Origin of the sequence: Hyphococcus flavus, from assembly GCF_028748065.1 — a bacterium.
In the GTDB taxonomy this organism is placed as follows: domain Bacteria; phylum Pseudomonadota; class Alphaproteobacteria; order Caulobacterales; family Parvularculaceae; genus Hyphococcus; species Hyphococcus flavus.
Genome location: NZ_CP118166.1, coordinates 134370 through 148220 on the forward strand (window position 1 = coordinate 134370; position 13851 = coordinate 148220).

20 protein-coding genes are annotated in these 13851 nt (G+C 53.2%); 4 read left to right on the forward strand and 16 right to left on the reverse strand.

Features of this window, described 5'->3' with window-relative positions; translation table 11 throughout:
- Window positions 1-4 precede the first annotated feature (4 nt).
- Window positions 5-715 (forward strand): dienelactone hydrolase family protein, encoded by a 711-nt coding sequence (locus PUV54_RS00710; RefSeq protein ID WP_274493595.1) that lies wholly within the window; start codon window positions 5-7, stop codon window positions 713-715.
- On the opposite strand, the gene PUV54_RS00715 is transcribed toward PUV54_RS00710, so the two are convergent.
- From PUV54_RS00715 to PUV54_RS00780, 14 genes are read right to left on the reverse strand one after another with little or no spacing between them, the layout of a single operon-like run.
- Window positions 712-1077, reverse strand: coding sequence for a TfoX/Sxy family protein (locus PUV54_RS00715; protein ID WP_274493596.1), 366 nt, complete (start codon window positions 1075-1077; stop codon window positions 712-714). The genes PUV54_RS00710 and PUV54_RS00715 overlap by 4 nt on opposite strands.
- Window positions 1077-1508, reverse strand: coding sequence for a hypothetical protein (locus tag PUV54_RS00720; RefSeq protein WP_274493597.1), 432 nt, complete (start codon window positions 1506-1508; stop codon window positions 1077-1079). Before PUV54_RS00720 ends, PUV54_RS00715 begins: the two co-directional genes overlap by 1 nt.
- Window positions 1509-1556: 48 nt before the next feature.
- The gene (locus tag PUV54_RS00725; protein WP_274493598.1) at window positions 1557-1922 is read right to left on the reverse strand and encodes a HesB/IscA family protein; all 366 of its coding nucleotides are present in this window, start codon (window positions 1920-1922) and stop codon (window positions 1557-1559) included.
- Window positions 1923-2330, reverse strand: coding sequence for an SUF system Fe-S cluster assembly protein (locus PUV54_RS00730; protein WP_274493599.1), 408 nt, complete (start codon window positions 2328-2330; stop codon window positions 1923-1925). It lies immediately after the preceding gene.
- Window positions 2331-2338: 8 nt separating this feature from the next.
- Window positions 2339-3580, reverse strand: a complete 1242-nt coding sequence (locus PUV54_RS00735) for a cysteine desulfurase (protein WP_274493600.1) — start codon at window positions 3578-3580, stop codon at window positions 2339-2341.
- Window positions 3573-4805, reverse strand: coding sequence for a Fe-S cluster assembly protein SufD (sufD, locus tag PUV54_RS00740; protein WP_274493601.1), 1233 nt, complete (start codon window positions 4803-4805; stop codon window positions 3573-3575). The genes PUV54_RS00735 and sufD overlap by 8 nt, the downstream gene beginning before the upstream one ends.
- Before the next feature lie 5 nt (window positions 4806-4810).
- Entirely contained in the window at window positions 4811-5557 is a 747-nt protein-coding gene (gene sufC / locus PUV54_RS00745) for a Fe-S cluster assembly ATPase SufC (protein WP_274493602.1), read from the reverse strand.
- Window positions 5557-6009 carry a YybH family protein gene (locus PUV54_RS00750; RefSeq protein WP_274493603.1) on the reverse strand — a complete coding sequence of 151 codons (453 nt, stop codon included), beginning with the start codon at window positions 6007-6009 and terminating at the stop codon, window positions 5557-5559. Before PUV54_RS00750 ends, sufC begins: the two co-directional genes overlap by 1 nt.
- Window positions 6006-6446, reverse strand: coding sequence for a RidA family protein (locus tag PUV54_RS00755; protein ID WP_274493604.1), 441 nt, complete (start codon window positions 6444-6446; stop codon window positions 6006-6008). The genes PUV54_RS00750 and PUV54_RS00755 overlap by 4 nt, the downstream gene beginning before the upstream one ends.
- Before the next feature lie 5 nt (window positions 6447-6451).
- Entirely contained in the window at window positions 6452-6895 is a 444-nt protein-coding gene (locus tag PUV54_RS00760; protein WP_274493605.1) for a cupin domain-containing protein, read from the reverse strand.
- On the reverse strand, window positions 6895-8415 hold the full coding sequence (gene sufB / locus PUV54_RS00765) for a Fe-S cluster assembly protein SufB (RefSeq protein ID WP_274493606.1): 1521 nt from the start codon (window positions 8413-8415) through the stop codon (window positions 6895-6897). The genes PUV54_RS00760 and sufB overlap by 1 nt, the downstream gene beginning before the upstream one ends.
- Window positions 8402-8641: a hypothetical protein gene (locus PUV54_RS00770; protein WP_274493607.1), complete on the reverse strand. Its 240-nt coding sequence runs from the start codon at window positions 8639-8641 to the stop codon at window positions 8402-8404. The genes sufB and PUV54_RS00770 overlap by 14 nt, the downstream gene beginning before the upstream one ends.
- Window positions 8638-9792, reverse strand: a complete 1155-nt coding sequence (locus PUV54_RS00775; RefSeq protein WP_274493608.1) for a cysteine desulfurase family protein — start codon at window positions 9790-9792, stop codon at window positions 8638-8640. Before PUV54_RS00775 ends, PUV54_RS00770 begins: the two co-directional genes overlap by 4 nt.
- A complete protein-coding gene (locus PUV54_RS00780) occupies window positions 9789-10262 on the reverse strand; it encodes an Rrf2 family transcriptional regulator (RefSeq protein ID WP_274493609.1) in 474 nt (157 codons plus the stop codon). Before PUV54_RS00780 ends, PUV54_RS00775 begins: the two co-directional genes overlap by 4 nt.
- A 250-nt stretch (window positions 10263-10512) precedes the next feature.
- On the opposite strand from PUV54_RS00780, the gene PUV54_RS00785 reads away from it, so the two are divergent.
- From PUV54_RS00785 to PUV54_RS00795, 3 genes are all read left to right on the forward strand, one after another.
- The gene (locus PUV54_RS00785) at window positions 10513-11187 is read left to right on the forward strand and encodes an alpha/beta hydrolase (protein WP_274493610.1); all 675 of its coding nucleotides are present in this window, start codon (window positions 10513-10515) and stop codon (window positions 11185-11187) included.
- A gap of 98 nt (window positions 11188-11285) precedes the next feature.
- Complete coding sequence (locus PUV54_RS00790; RefSeq protein ID WP_274493611.1) at window positions 11286-11705, forward strand: hypothetical protein; 420 nt, start codon at window positions 11286-11288, stop codon at window positions 11703-11705.
- Entirely contained in the window at window positions 11698-11835 is a 138-nt protein-coding gene (locus PUV54_RS00795; protein WP_274493612.1) for a hypothetical protein, read from the forward strand. The genes PUV54_RS00790 and PUV54_RS00795 overlap by 8 nt, the downstream gene beginning before the upstream one ends.
- A 4-nt stretch (window positions 11836-11839) precedes the next feature.
- On the opposite strand, the gene PUV54_RS00800 is transcribed toward PUV54_RS00795, so the two are convergent.
- Together PUV54_RS00800 and PUV54_RS00805 are read right to left on the reverse strand one after the other, a co-directional pair.
- Entirely contained in the window at window positions 11840-12811 is a 972-nt protein-coding gene (locus PUV54_RS00800) for an acetyl-CoA carboxylase carboxyltransferase subunit alpha (RefSeq protein WP_274493613.1), read from the reverse strand.
- A gap of 75 nt (window positions 12812-12886) precedes the next feature.
- Window positions 12887-13828: a site-specific tyrosine recombinase XerD gene (locus PUV54_RS00805; RefSeq protein WP_274493614.1), complete on the reverse strand. Its 942-nt coding sequence runs from the start codon at window positions 13826-13828 to the stop codon at window positions 12887-12889.
- Window positions 13829-13851: the final 23 nt, after the last annotated feature.

A 13851-nucleotide genomic window follows, 5' to 3' on the forward strand; every position in this document is an offset into this window, starting at 1 on the left:
ACGCATGTCCATTACAACGCGAACCTTTGACTATGAGATCGAAGGCAAGACCTACGAAGGGTTTCTCGCAGCCCCTTCGGAGACTCCAGCGCCTGTGGTCCTCGTCAGCCACGCTTGGGCTGGACGCTCCGATTTTGAAAACGGCAAGGCGAAAGTGCTGGCGGAGCTCGGCTACACGGGCATTGCTATCGACCTGTTCGGCAAGGGCGTTCTCGGAACTTCAAAAGAAGAGAATCAGGAACTGATTGAACCCTTCGTTTCAGACCGTGCTTACTTGCAAAAACATCTCACTGCCAACATCGATATGGTCAAAGATCAGCCAGAAGCTGACGCATCAAAAGTCGCCGCCATCGGGTTCTGCTTTGGCGGGCTTTGCGTACTCGACATTGCTCGCACGGGCGCCGATGTCGCGGGCGTGGTCAGTTTTCACGGACTGCTTGGCGCTTCAGGAAACACAGTTGATAAAATCAAGGCGAAAATTCTGGCGCTGCATGGCTGGGACGACCCAATGGCGCCGCCGTCTGACGTTGTGGCTCTGGGCGAGGAACTGACTAAAGCGAATGCTGACTGGCAGCTTCACGGATATGGCGGCGTCATGCACGCGTTCACCAATCCGGCGGCCAACGATCCCGATTTTGGCACGGTTTATGATACCAGCGCAGACAGGCGTTCGTGGGAAGCCATGAAAAATTTCCTGAGCGAGATTTTCGCTTAAGTCTTTTTCTTCTTCGCTTTTTTCTTTTTAGGTTTTTGACCGCGAATAGAAGCGCCAAGGGCAAGCTTGGCCCAGTGGCGCAGCGCGTCATTATCGTCATAGATTTGTTCAGGCGCGCAATAATAGGACATGGTCCCGATCTTACCCTTCATTTCGACTTCGAAGGGATAAAGCCCCGCGTCTTTGAACTCCGCACGGGTAACGTCATCGACCTTAAGCCATAGATCGTCATCGCCGATGATGGCGAAAATAGCGCCGTTGCAATAAACGCCCGCCCCACCGAACATCTTGCGAACGGTGATATCGCCGAATGGGGAGAAAAGGTCTTTGATGTATTCAGAGTAAGAAGCTGATGCGGGCATTACGGCAATTCATCTCTCGCATTCAAGCAAGCTCTCCGATGACATCCAGAATTATAATAAATCGCAGTATTTGGATTGTCGGAAAATCGAGCGAAATCTATAGCTTGGTATTCAAAGGCAGCAGCCTCGGCGAGCAATTGATCCGCGACTTCAGCTTCTGGCACAAGTCGCCTTAGCTCTTTGACTAACTTGCCATCTCTACCGACATCATCCCCTGTTATGATTGCGCAGTAAGCGACATCTGTTGCATTCGCCATATCTGGAACAACTTCATCTCGTGCCAATCTAGGCGCTTGACCAATCAAAGATAGCGTAAATGACGTGCGTTGGTATTGTTTGATTGTATCTACGTGTGTTGCCGTCGTACATGCTGATAACAACCCAGTAATGACAACATTTATGATTTTCATTTGAGAGAATATTCTACTCATCAACTAGCTCCATATTCTCTCTTCAACTCTACCTGCTATTACACGTTGTCAACTCACCGTTCGGGACGGCACAATCGTCACGCTTTCACCGCAGCCGCAGGCGTCGGTCTGGTTTGGATTGTTGAAGACGAAACGCTGGGACAGTTTCTCAGTCACGTAATCGATTTCCGTGCCGATCAAGAACAGGATCGCCTTCGGATCGATCAGTACTTTGATGCCGTTCTCCTCGACGACTTCATCAAGTGGACCAGCCTCCGTCGCATAGTCCATGGTGTATTCCATGCCAGCGCAGCCGCCATTCTTCACGCCAATCTTGACGCCGATATAATTTTCATCGGCGCCGGACATGATTTCCGTCATGCGCGCGGCGGCGTTATCGGTGAGTGTTACAACTTTGGGTCTTGGTCTAGGCATTTAAAGCCACCCTAACTCCAGCTTCGCTTCGTCTGACATTTTCTCTGGCGTCCATGGCGGATCGAACGTCATATTCACTTTGACTTCCTCTACACCTTCGATGCCACGCACCGCCTCTTCAACCCAGCCGGGCATTTCGCCCGCTACCGGGCAGCCCGGCGCGGTCAATGTCATATCAACCGTCAATAACCGGTCATCGTTAAGGTCCACCTTATAGATGAGACCCAACTCATAAATATCAACCGGGATTTCGGGGTCGTACACAGTCTTTAATCCTCGGATGATGTCAGCCGTGATCCGGTCAAGCTCATCAGCCGGGATCGATGACGCACCAGAGGTTTCCGCCTGCGGCACGAGATCCGCAACGGGTGGATTCACGTCAATAATATCGCGTTGCTGTTCATCCATAACTTTACTTAACCCAACATCTCATGTGTTTTCTTTAAACCGTCAATCAAGGCCTCAACGTCTTCATGCGTATTATAAACGCCGAAAGAAGCGCGCGCTGTGGCGGAAACGCCCAATCGTTTCATTAATGGCTGCGCGCAGTGGTGCCCTGCCCGCACGGCGACGCCGGTTCGGTCGAGAATGGCCGACACATCGTGAGGGTGCGCGCCATCGACAGAGAACGCTATGATCGGGGCTTTATCAGCAGCGCGGCCATAGAGGCGCACAAAGTTCAATTTCGACAATTCCTCTAGAACATGATCACGCAGTCGCGCTTCATGCGCCGTAATTGCATCGATGCCTATTCCTCGCATCCATTTCAACGCCGCGCCGAGACCTATAGCTTCGAGGATCGGCGGCGTGCCCGCCTCGAACCGGTGCGGCGGATCGTTATAGGTGACGGTCTCAGTCGTCACCATGTCGATCATTTCACCGCCGCCCTTGAATGGCGGCAGCTCGCGCAACGCGTCCATCTTACCGTAGAGCACACCGACGCCTGATGGCCCGTAAAGCTTGTGACCGGTGATCACATAAAAGTCACAATCAATGTCCTGAACATCGACGCTCCCATGAACGCCAGCCTGACAGCCGTCGAACAGAATTCTTGCACCATGCTCGTGGGCGATACGCGCCATTTTCTTTGCCGGCGCCGGCGCGCCGAGCACGTTCGACATATGTGAGATGGCGACAAGCTTAGTTTTGTCGGTAAATAAAGAAGCATATTCGTCAAGATCAATTTCGCCGTCATCGGAAACGTCAAGCCATTTGAGCACCGCGCCTTTACGCTCACGGAGGAAATGCCATGGCACGATGTTGGAGTGATGCTCGGCCAGCGATAAAATGATCTCGTCGCCCTCACCGATTTCCGAAACGCTCATTGCATAAGAAACCAGGTTGAACGCATCCGTGCCGCCAGAGGTGAAAATAATTTCATCAGCGGAGCGCGCATTTAAAAACTGAGCGACCGTCTTGCGGGCATCCTCATACGCCGCGGTCGTTTCATTCGACAACAGATGAAGACCGCGATGAACATTCGCGTAGGAATGCTCCATTGTGTAGCTCAATGCGTCGATTACCGCCCTGGGCTTCTGCGCTGACGCAGCGCTATCAAGATAAACAAGCCGTTTACCATAGGCGTCGCGGCTCAGAATCGGAAATTCCGCCTTTAGCGCCTCAATATCAAGCGTGGTTATAGGCGCACCGTCACTCATCCAGCCATTCCTTTACGCGCAGTGCAAAGATGTCGCGAACACCGTCATTATCAATTCTCTCAACGATTTCGCCGACAAAGGCTTCGACAAGTAATGCGCGCGCTTGCTCCTCATCGAGCCCACGCTGACGCAAATAAAACAATGCGTCTTCATCCAAAGCGCCAACGGTTGACCCATGGGCGCATTCGACATCGTCGGCGTAAATCTCGAGTTCCGGTTTGTGGTTTGCTTCAGCCGTATCCGACAACAACAACGCATTCGCAGTCATCTGCGCGTCGGTTTTCTGCGCTTCGCGTTTGACGTAAAACTTGCCCTGAAAAACATTTCGCCCTAGATCTTTTGCTACGCCCTTGTGCAGCTGCCGCGCTTGGCAGCTTCCTGCGAAATGCCTGATGTCACTTGTGAAATCAGCATGGCGAGCATCAGCAAGCAACGACGCACTGTTTACCATGGCGGAAGAGTCCAGCGCCCAGAAGTGAAAGTGATTTTCATGTCGACTTAACCGCCCGCCAGTAGACAGGCTAGTCTGTTCCAACCGCGCCTGCTCATCGATCTTAGCGGCACAGATTGCGTGCGAAATAGATTGTTCACCCGCATTTTGCAGAACGTACCGTTTTATCTGAGCGCCATCACGTAACACAGTGTGAAAGAGGTGAGAGTAAAATCCAGCGCCCTCGCCTTCGTACGTTTCGATGAGCGTCGCACGTGAATTTTCCGAAAACCTAATCATCGTCTGAGCGAATGAAAAACCAGCGCCGGTATTGATGTGACGAACAAGAATTGGACGGTCAAACTCGACGCCTTCCCGCACCTCAACGCCTAGCGCTTTGCGCGTCATGGCGACATTCAATGTGGCGATGGCATGATTTTCCAATTCCGGGATCGTCGCCACCGTATCCATGACGCCGTAACGCAAGCCTTCAGGCATATCTTCCGCCGGCAGCTCGATGCGGCCGTCAACGATACGAAATTCCAGCGGATCAAGTCCGGCAAACGCGGATGGCGCGACGGTCGTATCTAAAACATCGTTCGCAGGCTCGAAACTGCGCAGCACGTTGTTGAAATCAGACCACTTCCAGCCTTCCACTTTGCGGTTGGGCAGGCGCAGTTTCACATAGCGGTCGAACGCCGCCGCTTGGGCCTCGCCGGTTTTCGAGCGCGTGTTGTAAGCCGCCTCTAGAGCGGCTTCAAATACGCTGGGGTTTTGAATTGCCGTTTGCGCCATTAATCTTATGCCGCCTCGATAAATTGGTCGTATCCGGATTTTTCCAGCTCTTGCGCAAGCTCCGGCCCGCCGGATTTCACAACCCGCCCATCCGCGAGAACATGCACCGCATCGGGCTTAATGTAATCAAGCAATCGCTGATAATGCGTGATGACAAGAAAGCCTCGATCGGACGCACGCAACGCGTTCACAACATCGCCAACCATTTTCAGCGCGTCGATGTCGAGCCCTGAGTCCGTTTCATCCATGATCGCAAAGCGTGGCTCGAACATCGCCATCTGCAGCATTTCCATGCGTTTCTTCTCGCCGCCAGAAAATCCAACATTGAATTGACGTTTCAGCTTCGCGTTATCAAGCCCGACGACTTTCGCTTTTTCCCGGATCAATTTGATGAAGTCGGCGGCTGAAACCTCTTCCTCACCGCGCGCCTTGCGCTGGGCGTTCAGAGCCGTGCGAATAAAATTCATGGTCTGCACGCCGGGAATTTCCATCGGGTGCTGGAATGACAGGAACAAACCCTTCGCGGCGCGCTCATTTGGATCAAGCTCCAGCAGGTTATCGCCATCAAGCGTAACGGCGCCGGATGTCGCCTCATACTCTTCGCGTCCAGCGATGCAGTGGGAAAGCGTCGATTTGCCAGAACCATTCGGCCCCATAATGGCGTGCACCTCGCCCGCGGGAACCTCCAGCGAAACACCTTTTAGAATTTCCGCGCCGCCAACCGCGACATGAAGATCATTAATTTTTAGCATTACTCGTTTTCTGTCGTTTGTGTGATACGTGTATTTTGATCGTGAATCAGGCGCCACTCGCCGCCTTCCAGCTGGAACAGCAGAAGCAACCAAGATGACCTCGGCTCGCCTTCCGGCGTATCGCGATAGTCGTATTTCAGGAGAGCTGCCGACATGTCTTCACCTTCCATCAGCTTGACCGTCTCAATATCCATCCGCCAATTTTCGTCCTGAAACCATTCACGATGAAAACCTATGACGTCGTCGGTCGTTTCGATAACCTCACCCTCCGGAAAGATGATCATCAAATCATTGCGACCTGTAACTGTTGGCGCATAGGCCTCAAGGTCTTTCGCGTTGATGGCAGCCAGATGCGCCTTAACGGCAGCGTTAAAATCCGGCCGTGGCGCTTGTGCTTCACTGCATGAAGCAAGAAACAGCACATTAAGAGCTATAATGAAAACGCGCATCATGGCTTTACCGCAAGACATTCAATTTCGAGCGCCGCGCCGAGAGCGAGCCCGTCAACGCCAAAGGTTGACCGCGCCGGTTTCGGCTCCGGCAAAGCGTCGGCATAGGCTGTATTCATTTTTGCATACTGCGACATGTCATCGAGAAACACGGTGCATTTGACAATATCGGAAAGGCTGGCGCCTACCTGGTCCAGCGTCGCAGCGTAGTTTTTGAAAATTTGCTGCGTTTCCGGCCCGACGCCGCCTTCGACGAGAGTCATGGTTTTATAATCGACACCGATCTCGCCGGAGAGATAAATTACGCCATCCACAACAACGGCTGACGAGAATGGAAAAGTTTCCGGCAGATCAGGATTACGATGATATTCGCGCTCGCCCGCTAGGGCTGCCGTTATGCCAAGCGTAGTGATGAGGAAAAAAGTCAAAACCGCTTTCATACCGTTTATTCCTTTGTCGCCGTTTTCGGTTCAACAATGATGTAAACCGTGGCGGTGTCGCCGATGTTCAAAGCTTCATGCCAATCGATGCCGTCGGACGTCCATGACGCGCCCGCAGGGGTTTCCAATTCGCGCGTTCCGTTTGCGTCTTTGATGCGCATAGTCCCGCCTTCGAGGATGTAGCCGAAATGCGGTGCGTGCAAGTGCCGTTCATGCCCAACGCCCGGCGGAAACGTACATTTAAGCGCCCGCACATTGTCCGTCTCCTGCAAAAGCCCACAGACTTTTTCACCTTCCCATCCAGCCTCAAGCGGATCGGGAAGCGACTTATGCATGACAAGCGCGCCGCCGGAAGACGGGATCGGGTTTTCAGCCTGTTGCGCGACGGCAATTGCTGGAATTAACGTCGATACGGCAATCGCCAAACAAAATCTCAACGCAGACTTCATCACCCCACGCTCCCCTCAAGGCTGACGGAAACAAGCTTCTGCGCTTCGACGGCGAATTCCATCGGCAGCTCCTGCAGAACCTCCTTACAGAAACCATTGACGAGGAGCGCCACGGATTCTTCTTCCGAGAGCCCCCTTTGCTGGCAATAGAAAAGCTGGTCTTCGGAAAGCCGCGAAGTCGTCGCCTCGTGCTCAAGGATCGCTTTCGGGTTCTTGCTCTCCACATACGGCACCGTATGCGCGCCGCAATTATTACCGATCAGCAGCGAGTCGCATTGCGTAAAGTTCCGCGCGCCCTCGGCCTTGCGATGAATGCTGACAAGCCCGCGATAGGTAGAGTTCGACTTGCCGGCGGAAATACCCTTGGAAATGATCCGTGACTTCGTGTTCCTGCCCAGATGGATCATCTTGGTGCCGGTGTCGGCCTGCTGATGATTATTGGTGATGGCGATGGAATAAAACTCGCCCTGGCTACCCTCGCCCTTCAGCACGCAAGACGGATATTTCCACGTGACGGCGGAGCCGGTCTCGACCTGCGTCCACGAGACCTTGGAATTGACCCCGCGGCAGTCAGCGCGCTTGGTGACGAAATTATAGATGCCGCCCTTACCGTCCTTGTCGCCGGGGTACCAGTTCTGCACCGTTGAATATTTAATCTCAGCGTCGTCTTCAGCGACAAGCTCGACCACCGCGGCGTGCAACTGGTTTTCATCGCGCATGGGCGCGGTGCAACCTTCGAGATAGGAAACGTAACTGCCCGGCGCGGCGACAATCAGCGTACGCTCGAACTGGCCGGTATTCGCCTCGTTGATGCGGAAATAGGTGGAAAGCTCCATCGGGCAGCGAACGCCCTCCGGCACGTAAACAAAGGTGCCGTCGGAAAAGACCGCCGAGTTCAGCGTTGCAAAGAAATTATCCGATGTCGGCACCACCGTGCCGAGATATTTCCGAACCAGCTCCGGGTGTTCGCGCACGGCTTCTGAAATCGACATGAAGATGACGCCGGCCTTTTCGAGCTCTTTCTTGAATGTCGTGGCGACTGAAACGGAATCGAAGACCGCATCGACAGCGACTTTCGGTGCGCCGGCGCCAGTTCGCGCTTCGCCGGGGCTTTGTCCAGCGCCCTCGACACCAAGCAGCACTTCGGCTTCTTTCAAGGGGATACCGAGCTTTTCGAAGTCTTCCAGAATTTCTTTTGGAACATCATCAATCGACTCATATTTCGCGCCGGTCGTCGGTTCGGAATAATAATAAGCGTCCTGATAATCGATGGGCGGGTATTTCACCATCGCCCATTCCGGTTCCTTCATGGTCAGCCAGCGCCGGAATGCCTCTAGCCGCCATTCGAGCAGCCACTCCGGCTCCTCTTTCTTTGCGGAGATAAAGCGCACCGTGTCTTCGTTGAGGCCCTTGGGCGCCTTCACCGACTCAATATCGGTCGTGAAGCCGTACTTATACGTCTCCAGCGCCTTCGCTGTTTCGACGGTCTCTTTGGATATGGATTCTTTAACTTCGGACATTGTTTTTCTTTTCAAGCATCTTCTTTGCTGAAATCCCAGCAGCAGCAACTATCCCGGCAAACACAAGTAAGATTAGCGTAACTACTAAATAGACAAACGGACTCGTGGCACCATTCGCAAATGCAACAGCAAATGCAATAATCAATGCAACTCCAAAGGCTAGTGAGGTAAAGACCACAGGCTCGTTAGGCGTAGGCACTTTCATTTTCCTTTTCGCTTTCATCACGCCGCCCCCCTTTGCTCAAAACGGGCTTTGATGCGTTCATAAGCCTTTGGCCATTCGCGGATGAAGGCGTCAGCATCTTCTTCAGTTGAGTTCCACCCGAGCGATACGCGAATGGCGGAACTCGCCTCTTCTTCGCTGGCGCCCATGGCGGTCAAAACATGACTTGGTTTCGTTTTGCCAGAAGAACACGCTGTGCCCGCTGATACGGAAATTCCTGCAAGATCCATGGTCATGAGCTGTGTGGCGCCGGAAAATCCGTCTGCTGAAATGCATAAGGTTCCCGGTAGGCGCTCATGATCTACGCCCCATGCCTTTGCGCCAGCGGCTACAGCGGCATCCTGCATTTTATTTCGAAGCGCCGCGATCTCTCCTGCACGCGCGAGGCTTTGTTTCGCAAGTTCGCTGGCGAGCCCCAGCCCGGCAATCGCCGGAACATTGTGCGTACCCGCGCGCCGATTGCTTTCATGGCCTCCGCCGCGCAGTTGTGGCTCAAGCGGCAGGTTCGGACCGGTGATGAGAGCGCCAATCCCCACTGGGCCGCCAAACTTGTGACCTGTCAAACTCATCATATCCGCGCCGGACATAACAAAGTTCACCGGGATCTTGCCCGCGGCCTGTGCAGCGTCGCAGAACAATAACCCGCCCGCATCATGAGCTATATCAGCCGCTTCTCTAACCGGCTGCATGACGCCTGTTTCATTATTGGCAAACATCAAGCAAACGACAAATCCGCCGTCACGTTCAGAATCATAACCATCCAAACGAGCCCGAAGCCATGCGAGGTCGACGATGCCTGATGGAAGCGCCGGAATGGTTTCCACTTCCGCGCCTGTCGTTGCTGCATTGGCGCCAACGGCGGCATGTTCGAGCACGCTTATGAAAATCCGTTTGATGTTATGCGGCTTTATCGCGCCATGCAGAGCGTAATGGATCGACTCTGTACCGCCGCTCGTAAAGATGACGCCATTGACTGGCGCATTGACTAACGTTCGCACCTGTTCGCGAGCATCCTCGACAAGCTTGTGGGCGTGGCGGCCTTCTTCGTGTACGGACAAAGAATTGCCGTCCTGACGCATGGTCTCAGCAACAATCTCGACAACTTCCGGCCGCACGGGCGCGGTGGCGTTATGATCCAGATAATACCGTTTCATTCCGCCGCTCCCGCAATTCTGTTGTCGCGTTCGGGAACATTCACCGCCGCCATGCCGGCGACTCGCTTTTCCAGAATATCCTCAAGCGTCACTGCGTTCAGAAAGATTTCGATCTGACGGCCAAGCTCGTCCCAGAGATCATGAGTGAGGCAGCGCGCGCTTGTGCCCTGACAACCCGTCACAGATCCCGGCGTGCAAGCGGTAGTGCGGATTTCTTCGTCCACAGCGGCGACAATATCGGCAACGCGCATCTGGGCAGGCACAGCCGTCAAGGCATAGCCGCCACCGACGCCGCGAGCGCTTTCAACCAATCCTGCTTTTCTGAGTTTTGAAAAAAGCTGCTCAAGATAAGAAAGCGAGATTCCCTGACGAAGGGCGATATCGGAGAGGGACACCGGCCCCTCGCCGCCTGTCGACGCGATATCAGCCATGGCTGAAACCGCATATCTGCCCTTTGTAGTCAGTTTCATCTGGCTTCCCGTTTAATTTCGCCGCAGGGCGTTTGGCTGGCACGGATAAGAAAACGTGCTATACGCGCCCGCCGATTAACCTCATTTGCCGCCGAGATAAGAAATCCGACTAAAACAGTCAACATTATCACCGCAAAAATACTGGTGAAATCCTCCTGTTTTTGCGGAAATTGCGGCATTTGCAGGCAATAGAAATAGCAATGCGTGGGGATATAAACGCCCAGCGCTCGACGGATTGAAAAGGGTCACAATGCCTGAAGTTATTTTCGCTGGTCCCGAAGGACGCCTGGAAGGCCGATACCAAAAAGGAAAGGGCGAAAATCCGCCAGTGGCGCTTGTGCTCCATCCTCACCCGCTTTTTGGCGGAACGATGAACAACCGCGCAACATATGAGCTTTATCAGATGTTTGTGCGGCGCGGCTTTTCGACCATGCGGTTTAATTTTCGGGGCGTCGGCCGCAGCCAGGGTGAATACGACCAGGGCCAGGGCGAACTTGCGGACGCCGCCACCGCCCTTGATTATATGCAGCAAATGAACCCGAATGCGCCATTCTCATGGGTTGGCGGTTTTTCTTTCGGCTCCTGGATCGCCATGCAACTTTTGATGCGCAGACCGGAGATTGTTGGTTTTATCGCTGGGTCTACACCTGCCAATCTTTACGACTTCTCGTTTCTGGCGCCTTGCCCCTCCTCGGGTGTCGTGATCCATGGCGAACTCGACAAAATCTGCGCCCCTGACGAAACCAAGGGCATGGTCGAGCGCACGCGAACGCAAAAAGGTCGGAAAATAGAGTTTCAAGTAGTGCCAGGCGCTGACCACTTCTTTGAGACCCATATCGAGGAGTTCATCGCAGCTTCTGAAGCATATCTCGACATGCGGCTCGCTTATGAAAAACCGGAAGGTGAGTATCACGGCGACGCATAAGTCCGTTAACCCCTTATAAAGCGCCACTTTTGCGAGGGATTAACACTTCCGGACCAGAGTTTGCTAATATCAAGCTCTGAAGTCCGGGGGGATTTCCTGTGCCGTTTAACTTTTCGAACATGATCTCGCGAAAACGCGCTCATCTGCGCACGTCACTCGACGGTGTTAACGGTTTCACCGGACGTGGTGAAATATCGGTCGCAATCTGGAACACAGGAACTTGCATCCTTACAGTCTTGCTACGCGGGGTCGCCGGCAGAAACGCAGATATTTTTGCAAATGAAACGCGTCTGGGCAGCATTAGACTTGTTGACGGTCGGGCTGCAGCAAAAATTAAACTCGAAAATGACCCTAACGCTTCTGCTCTTCTACAAGCTTCATCTATTGAAATTAAACAAAACGGGGATGTTATTCTTAGTGGTAAGCTCCATCAAAATAACGCGTCAAGAGCTGTATTCACTGTATTGCGTGATAAGCTCGCCTTTAACCAAAAGCGAGGCGAGAAAAGTGGTGTTTAAAGATCAATCCGAACCCAATGAAAACGAATACATAGAGCAAAGAAACGATGTCAGGAACAATCCGGTCGCGCCCTATGCACTGTCCGCCGGCGTACTGTTTTTGATCGCATTGCTCATCCTCGCCTACTAACGGTCTATGCAAGCCCGGCACGGCCGATATTCAGGAATTTCTCGCGCCGCTGCTGCTTGAGTTCATCCGGCGACATCATCTCAAGCTCCGTAATCGCCGCCTCGACGGCATCACCTAAACGCTCAATCGCAAGATGAATGTCCCGATGCGCTCCGCCGACTGGCTCGGGAATAATGCCATCAATTACCCCCAGATCCAATAAATCCTGCGCGGAGATTTTCATCGCTTCGGCCGCATCCGGTGCTTTGTTGTCACCTTTTCCGGCTGCGTCTTTCCAGAGAATAGAAGCGCACCCTTCCGGCGATATCACTGAATAAACAGAATGCTCCAGCATTAGCACTTTATTCGCCGCAGCAAGCGCCACCGCTCCGCCTGACCCGCCTTCGCCAACGATGACAGAGATAAGCGGCGCCGAGAGGCCAAGACACTTTTCCGTACACGATGCAATGGCTTCCGCCTGCCCTCGCTCTTCCGCACCGCGACCGGGATATGCCCCTGGCGTATCAACTAGAGTGATAACCGGCAAATTGAACCGTTCCGCCATATCCATAAGACGCATGGCTTTTCGATAGCCCTCCGGGCGCGCCATGCCAAAATTGTGTTTAACACGCCCAGCGGTATCTGAACCTTTCTCATGCCCAATCAAAATGATTGAACGTCCGCGCAGGCGCGCTGGTCCGCCCAAAACCGCAGCATCTTCACCAAAAGCGCGATCGCCAGCAAGTGGGGTAAAGTCATCAACAAGCTGATTTACATAATCAGAAAAATGCGGCCGGCCGGCATGGCGTGCAACTTGCGCCTTTTGCCAACGAGAAAGCTTGCTGTAAGCATCGGCCAAAAGAGTATCCGCTTTGCCCTGAAGTTTTTCAATCTCTTCATCGACATTAACGCCAGCCTCGCCATCCATCTGGCGCAGATCTGTGATCTTGCCTTCCAGTTCAGCAATCGGCTTTTCAAAATCGAGGTATGTACGCATCTTTTTCTTCCATAGTCTTGTAGCGGACAGTAGCGAGGCTTCATTGTTTTTTCAAACAGGATTCAATCTATTGTGTTATGTTTTTCCCTGCTTTTTTGCTAACGGATGCTTAGAAAAAACAAGCTCCTTCAATCGGTCCTGCGCTATATGCGTGTAAATCTGGGTGGTTGTGATATCTGCATGTCCGAGCATCTGTTGTACGCTTCTCAGATCAGCACCGCCCTCAAGCAGATGTGTCGCAAAAGCGTGGCGCAAGACGTGTGGAGAGACTTTCGACGGCGGAACACCAGCTTTTACCGCCAAGTCTTTCAATATCTGAGCAAATCGCGCGGCGGTGATATGGCCAGCTTTCCCGCGTGAAGGAAAAAACCAAGGAGAAGGCGCTTTTTGTTTTGCTTTAGTTTCAAGAAATTCGTCGCGACAGGTCAGATAGGCTTCGGCCGCCTCAACCGCCCGCTGCGTCAAAGGCGCAACACGTTCTTTATCGCCTTTGCCTCTTACAACCAACACGCGTTCGCCTTTTCTCAACGCTCCTAGCGGAAGACCGACAAGCTCGGATACCCGCAGGCCACCCGAGTATAAAATCTCCAGCATCGCTCTCAGCCGAAGACCTTTTGACCCCTCCATGAGTTCCGACGCTTCGAACAATGCGATTACTTCCTCACTGCTCAAAACTTTTGGCAATGGCCGCTGCGTTTTCGGCCGTTCTATCGAGGCAGTAGGGTTATCAGCACGATACCCTTCCGTATACAGAAACTGGTAAAACTGTCGCAGCGCCGACACTTTGAGAGCAGCGGTTGATGATGAAAGCCCTTCCCTCTCCAACGTAGCCAGCCACGCAGAGATGTCATCAGCGCCGGCGGTTTCAAGCGTTTCCTTACGCGTGCTTGCGAATCTACCAAACCGGCAAATATCGCGGCCATAATTTTTTAGGGTATTTGCAGCGGCAGCGCGCTCTACCGACATCATTTCAAGAAATGCGTCCAACAGGCGCGTATTGGAATCTTCAGATGACATGGTCGAACCCTGCGACCTGCTCT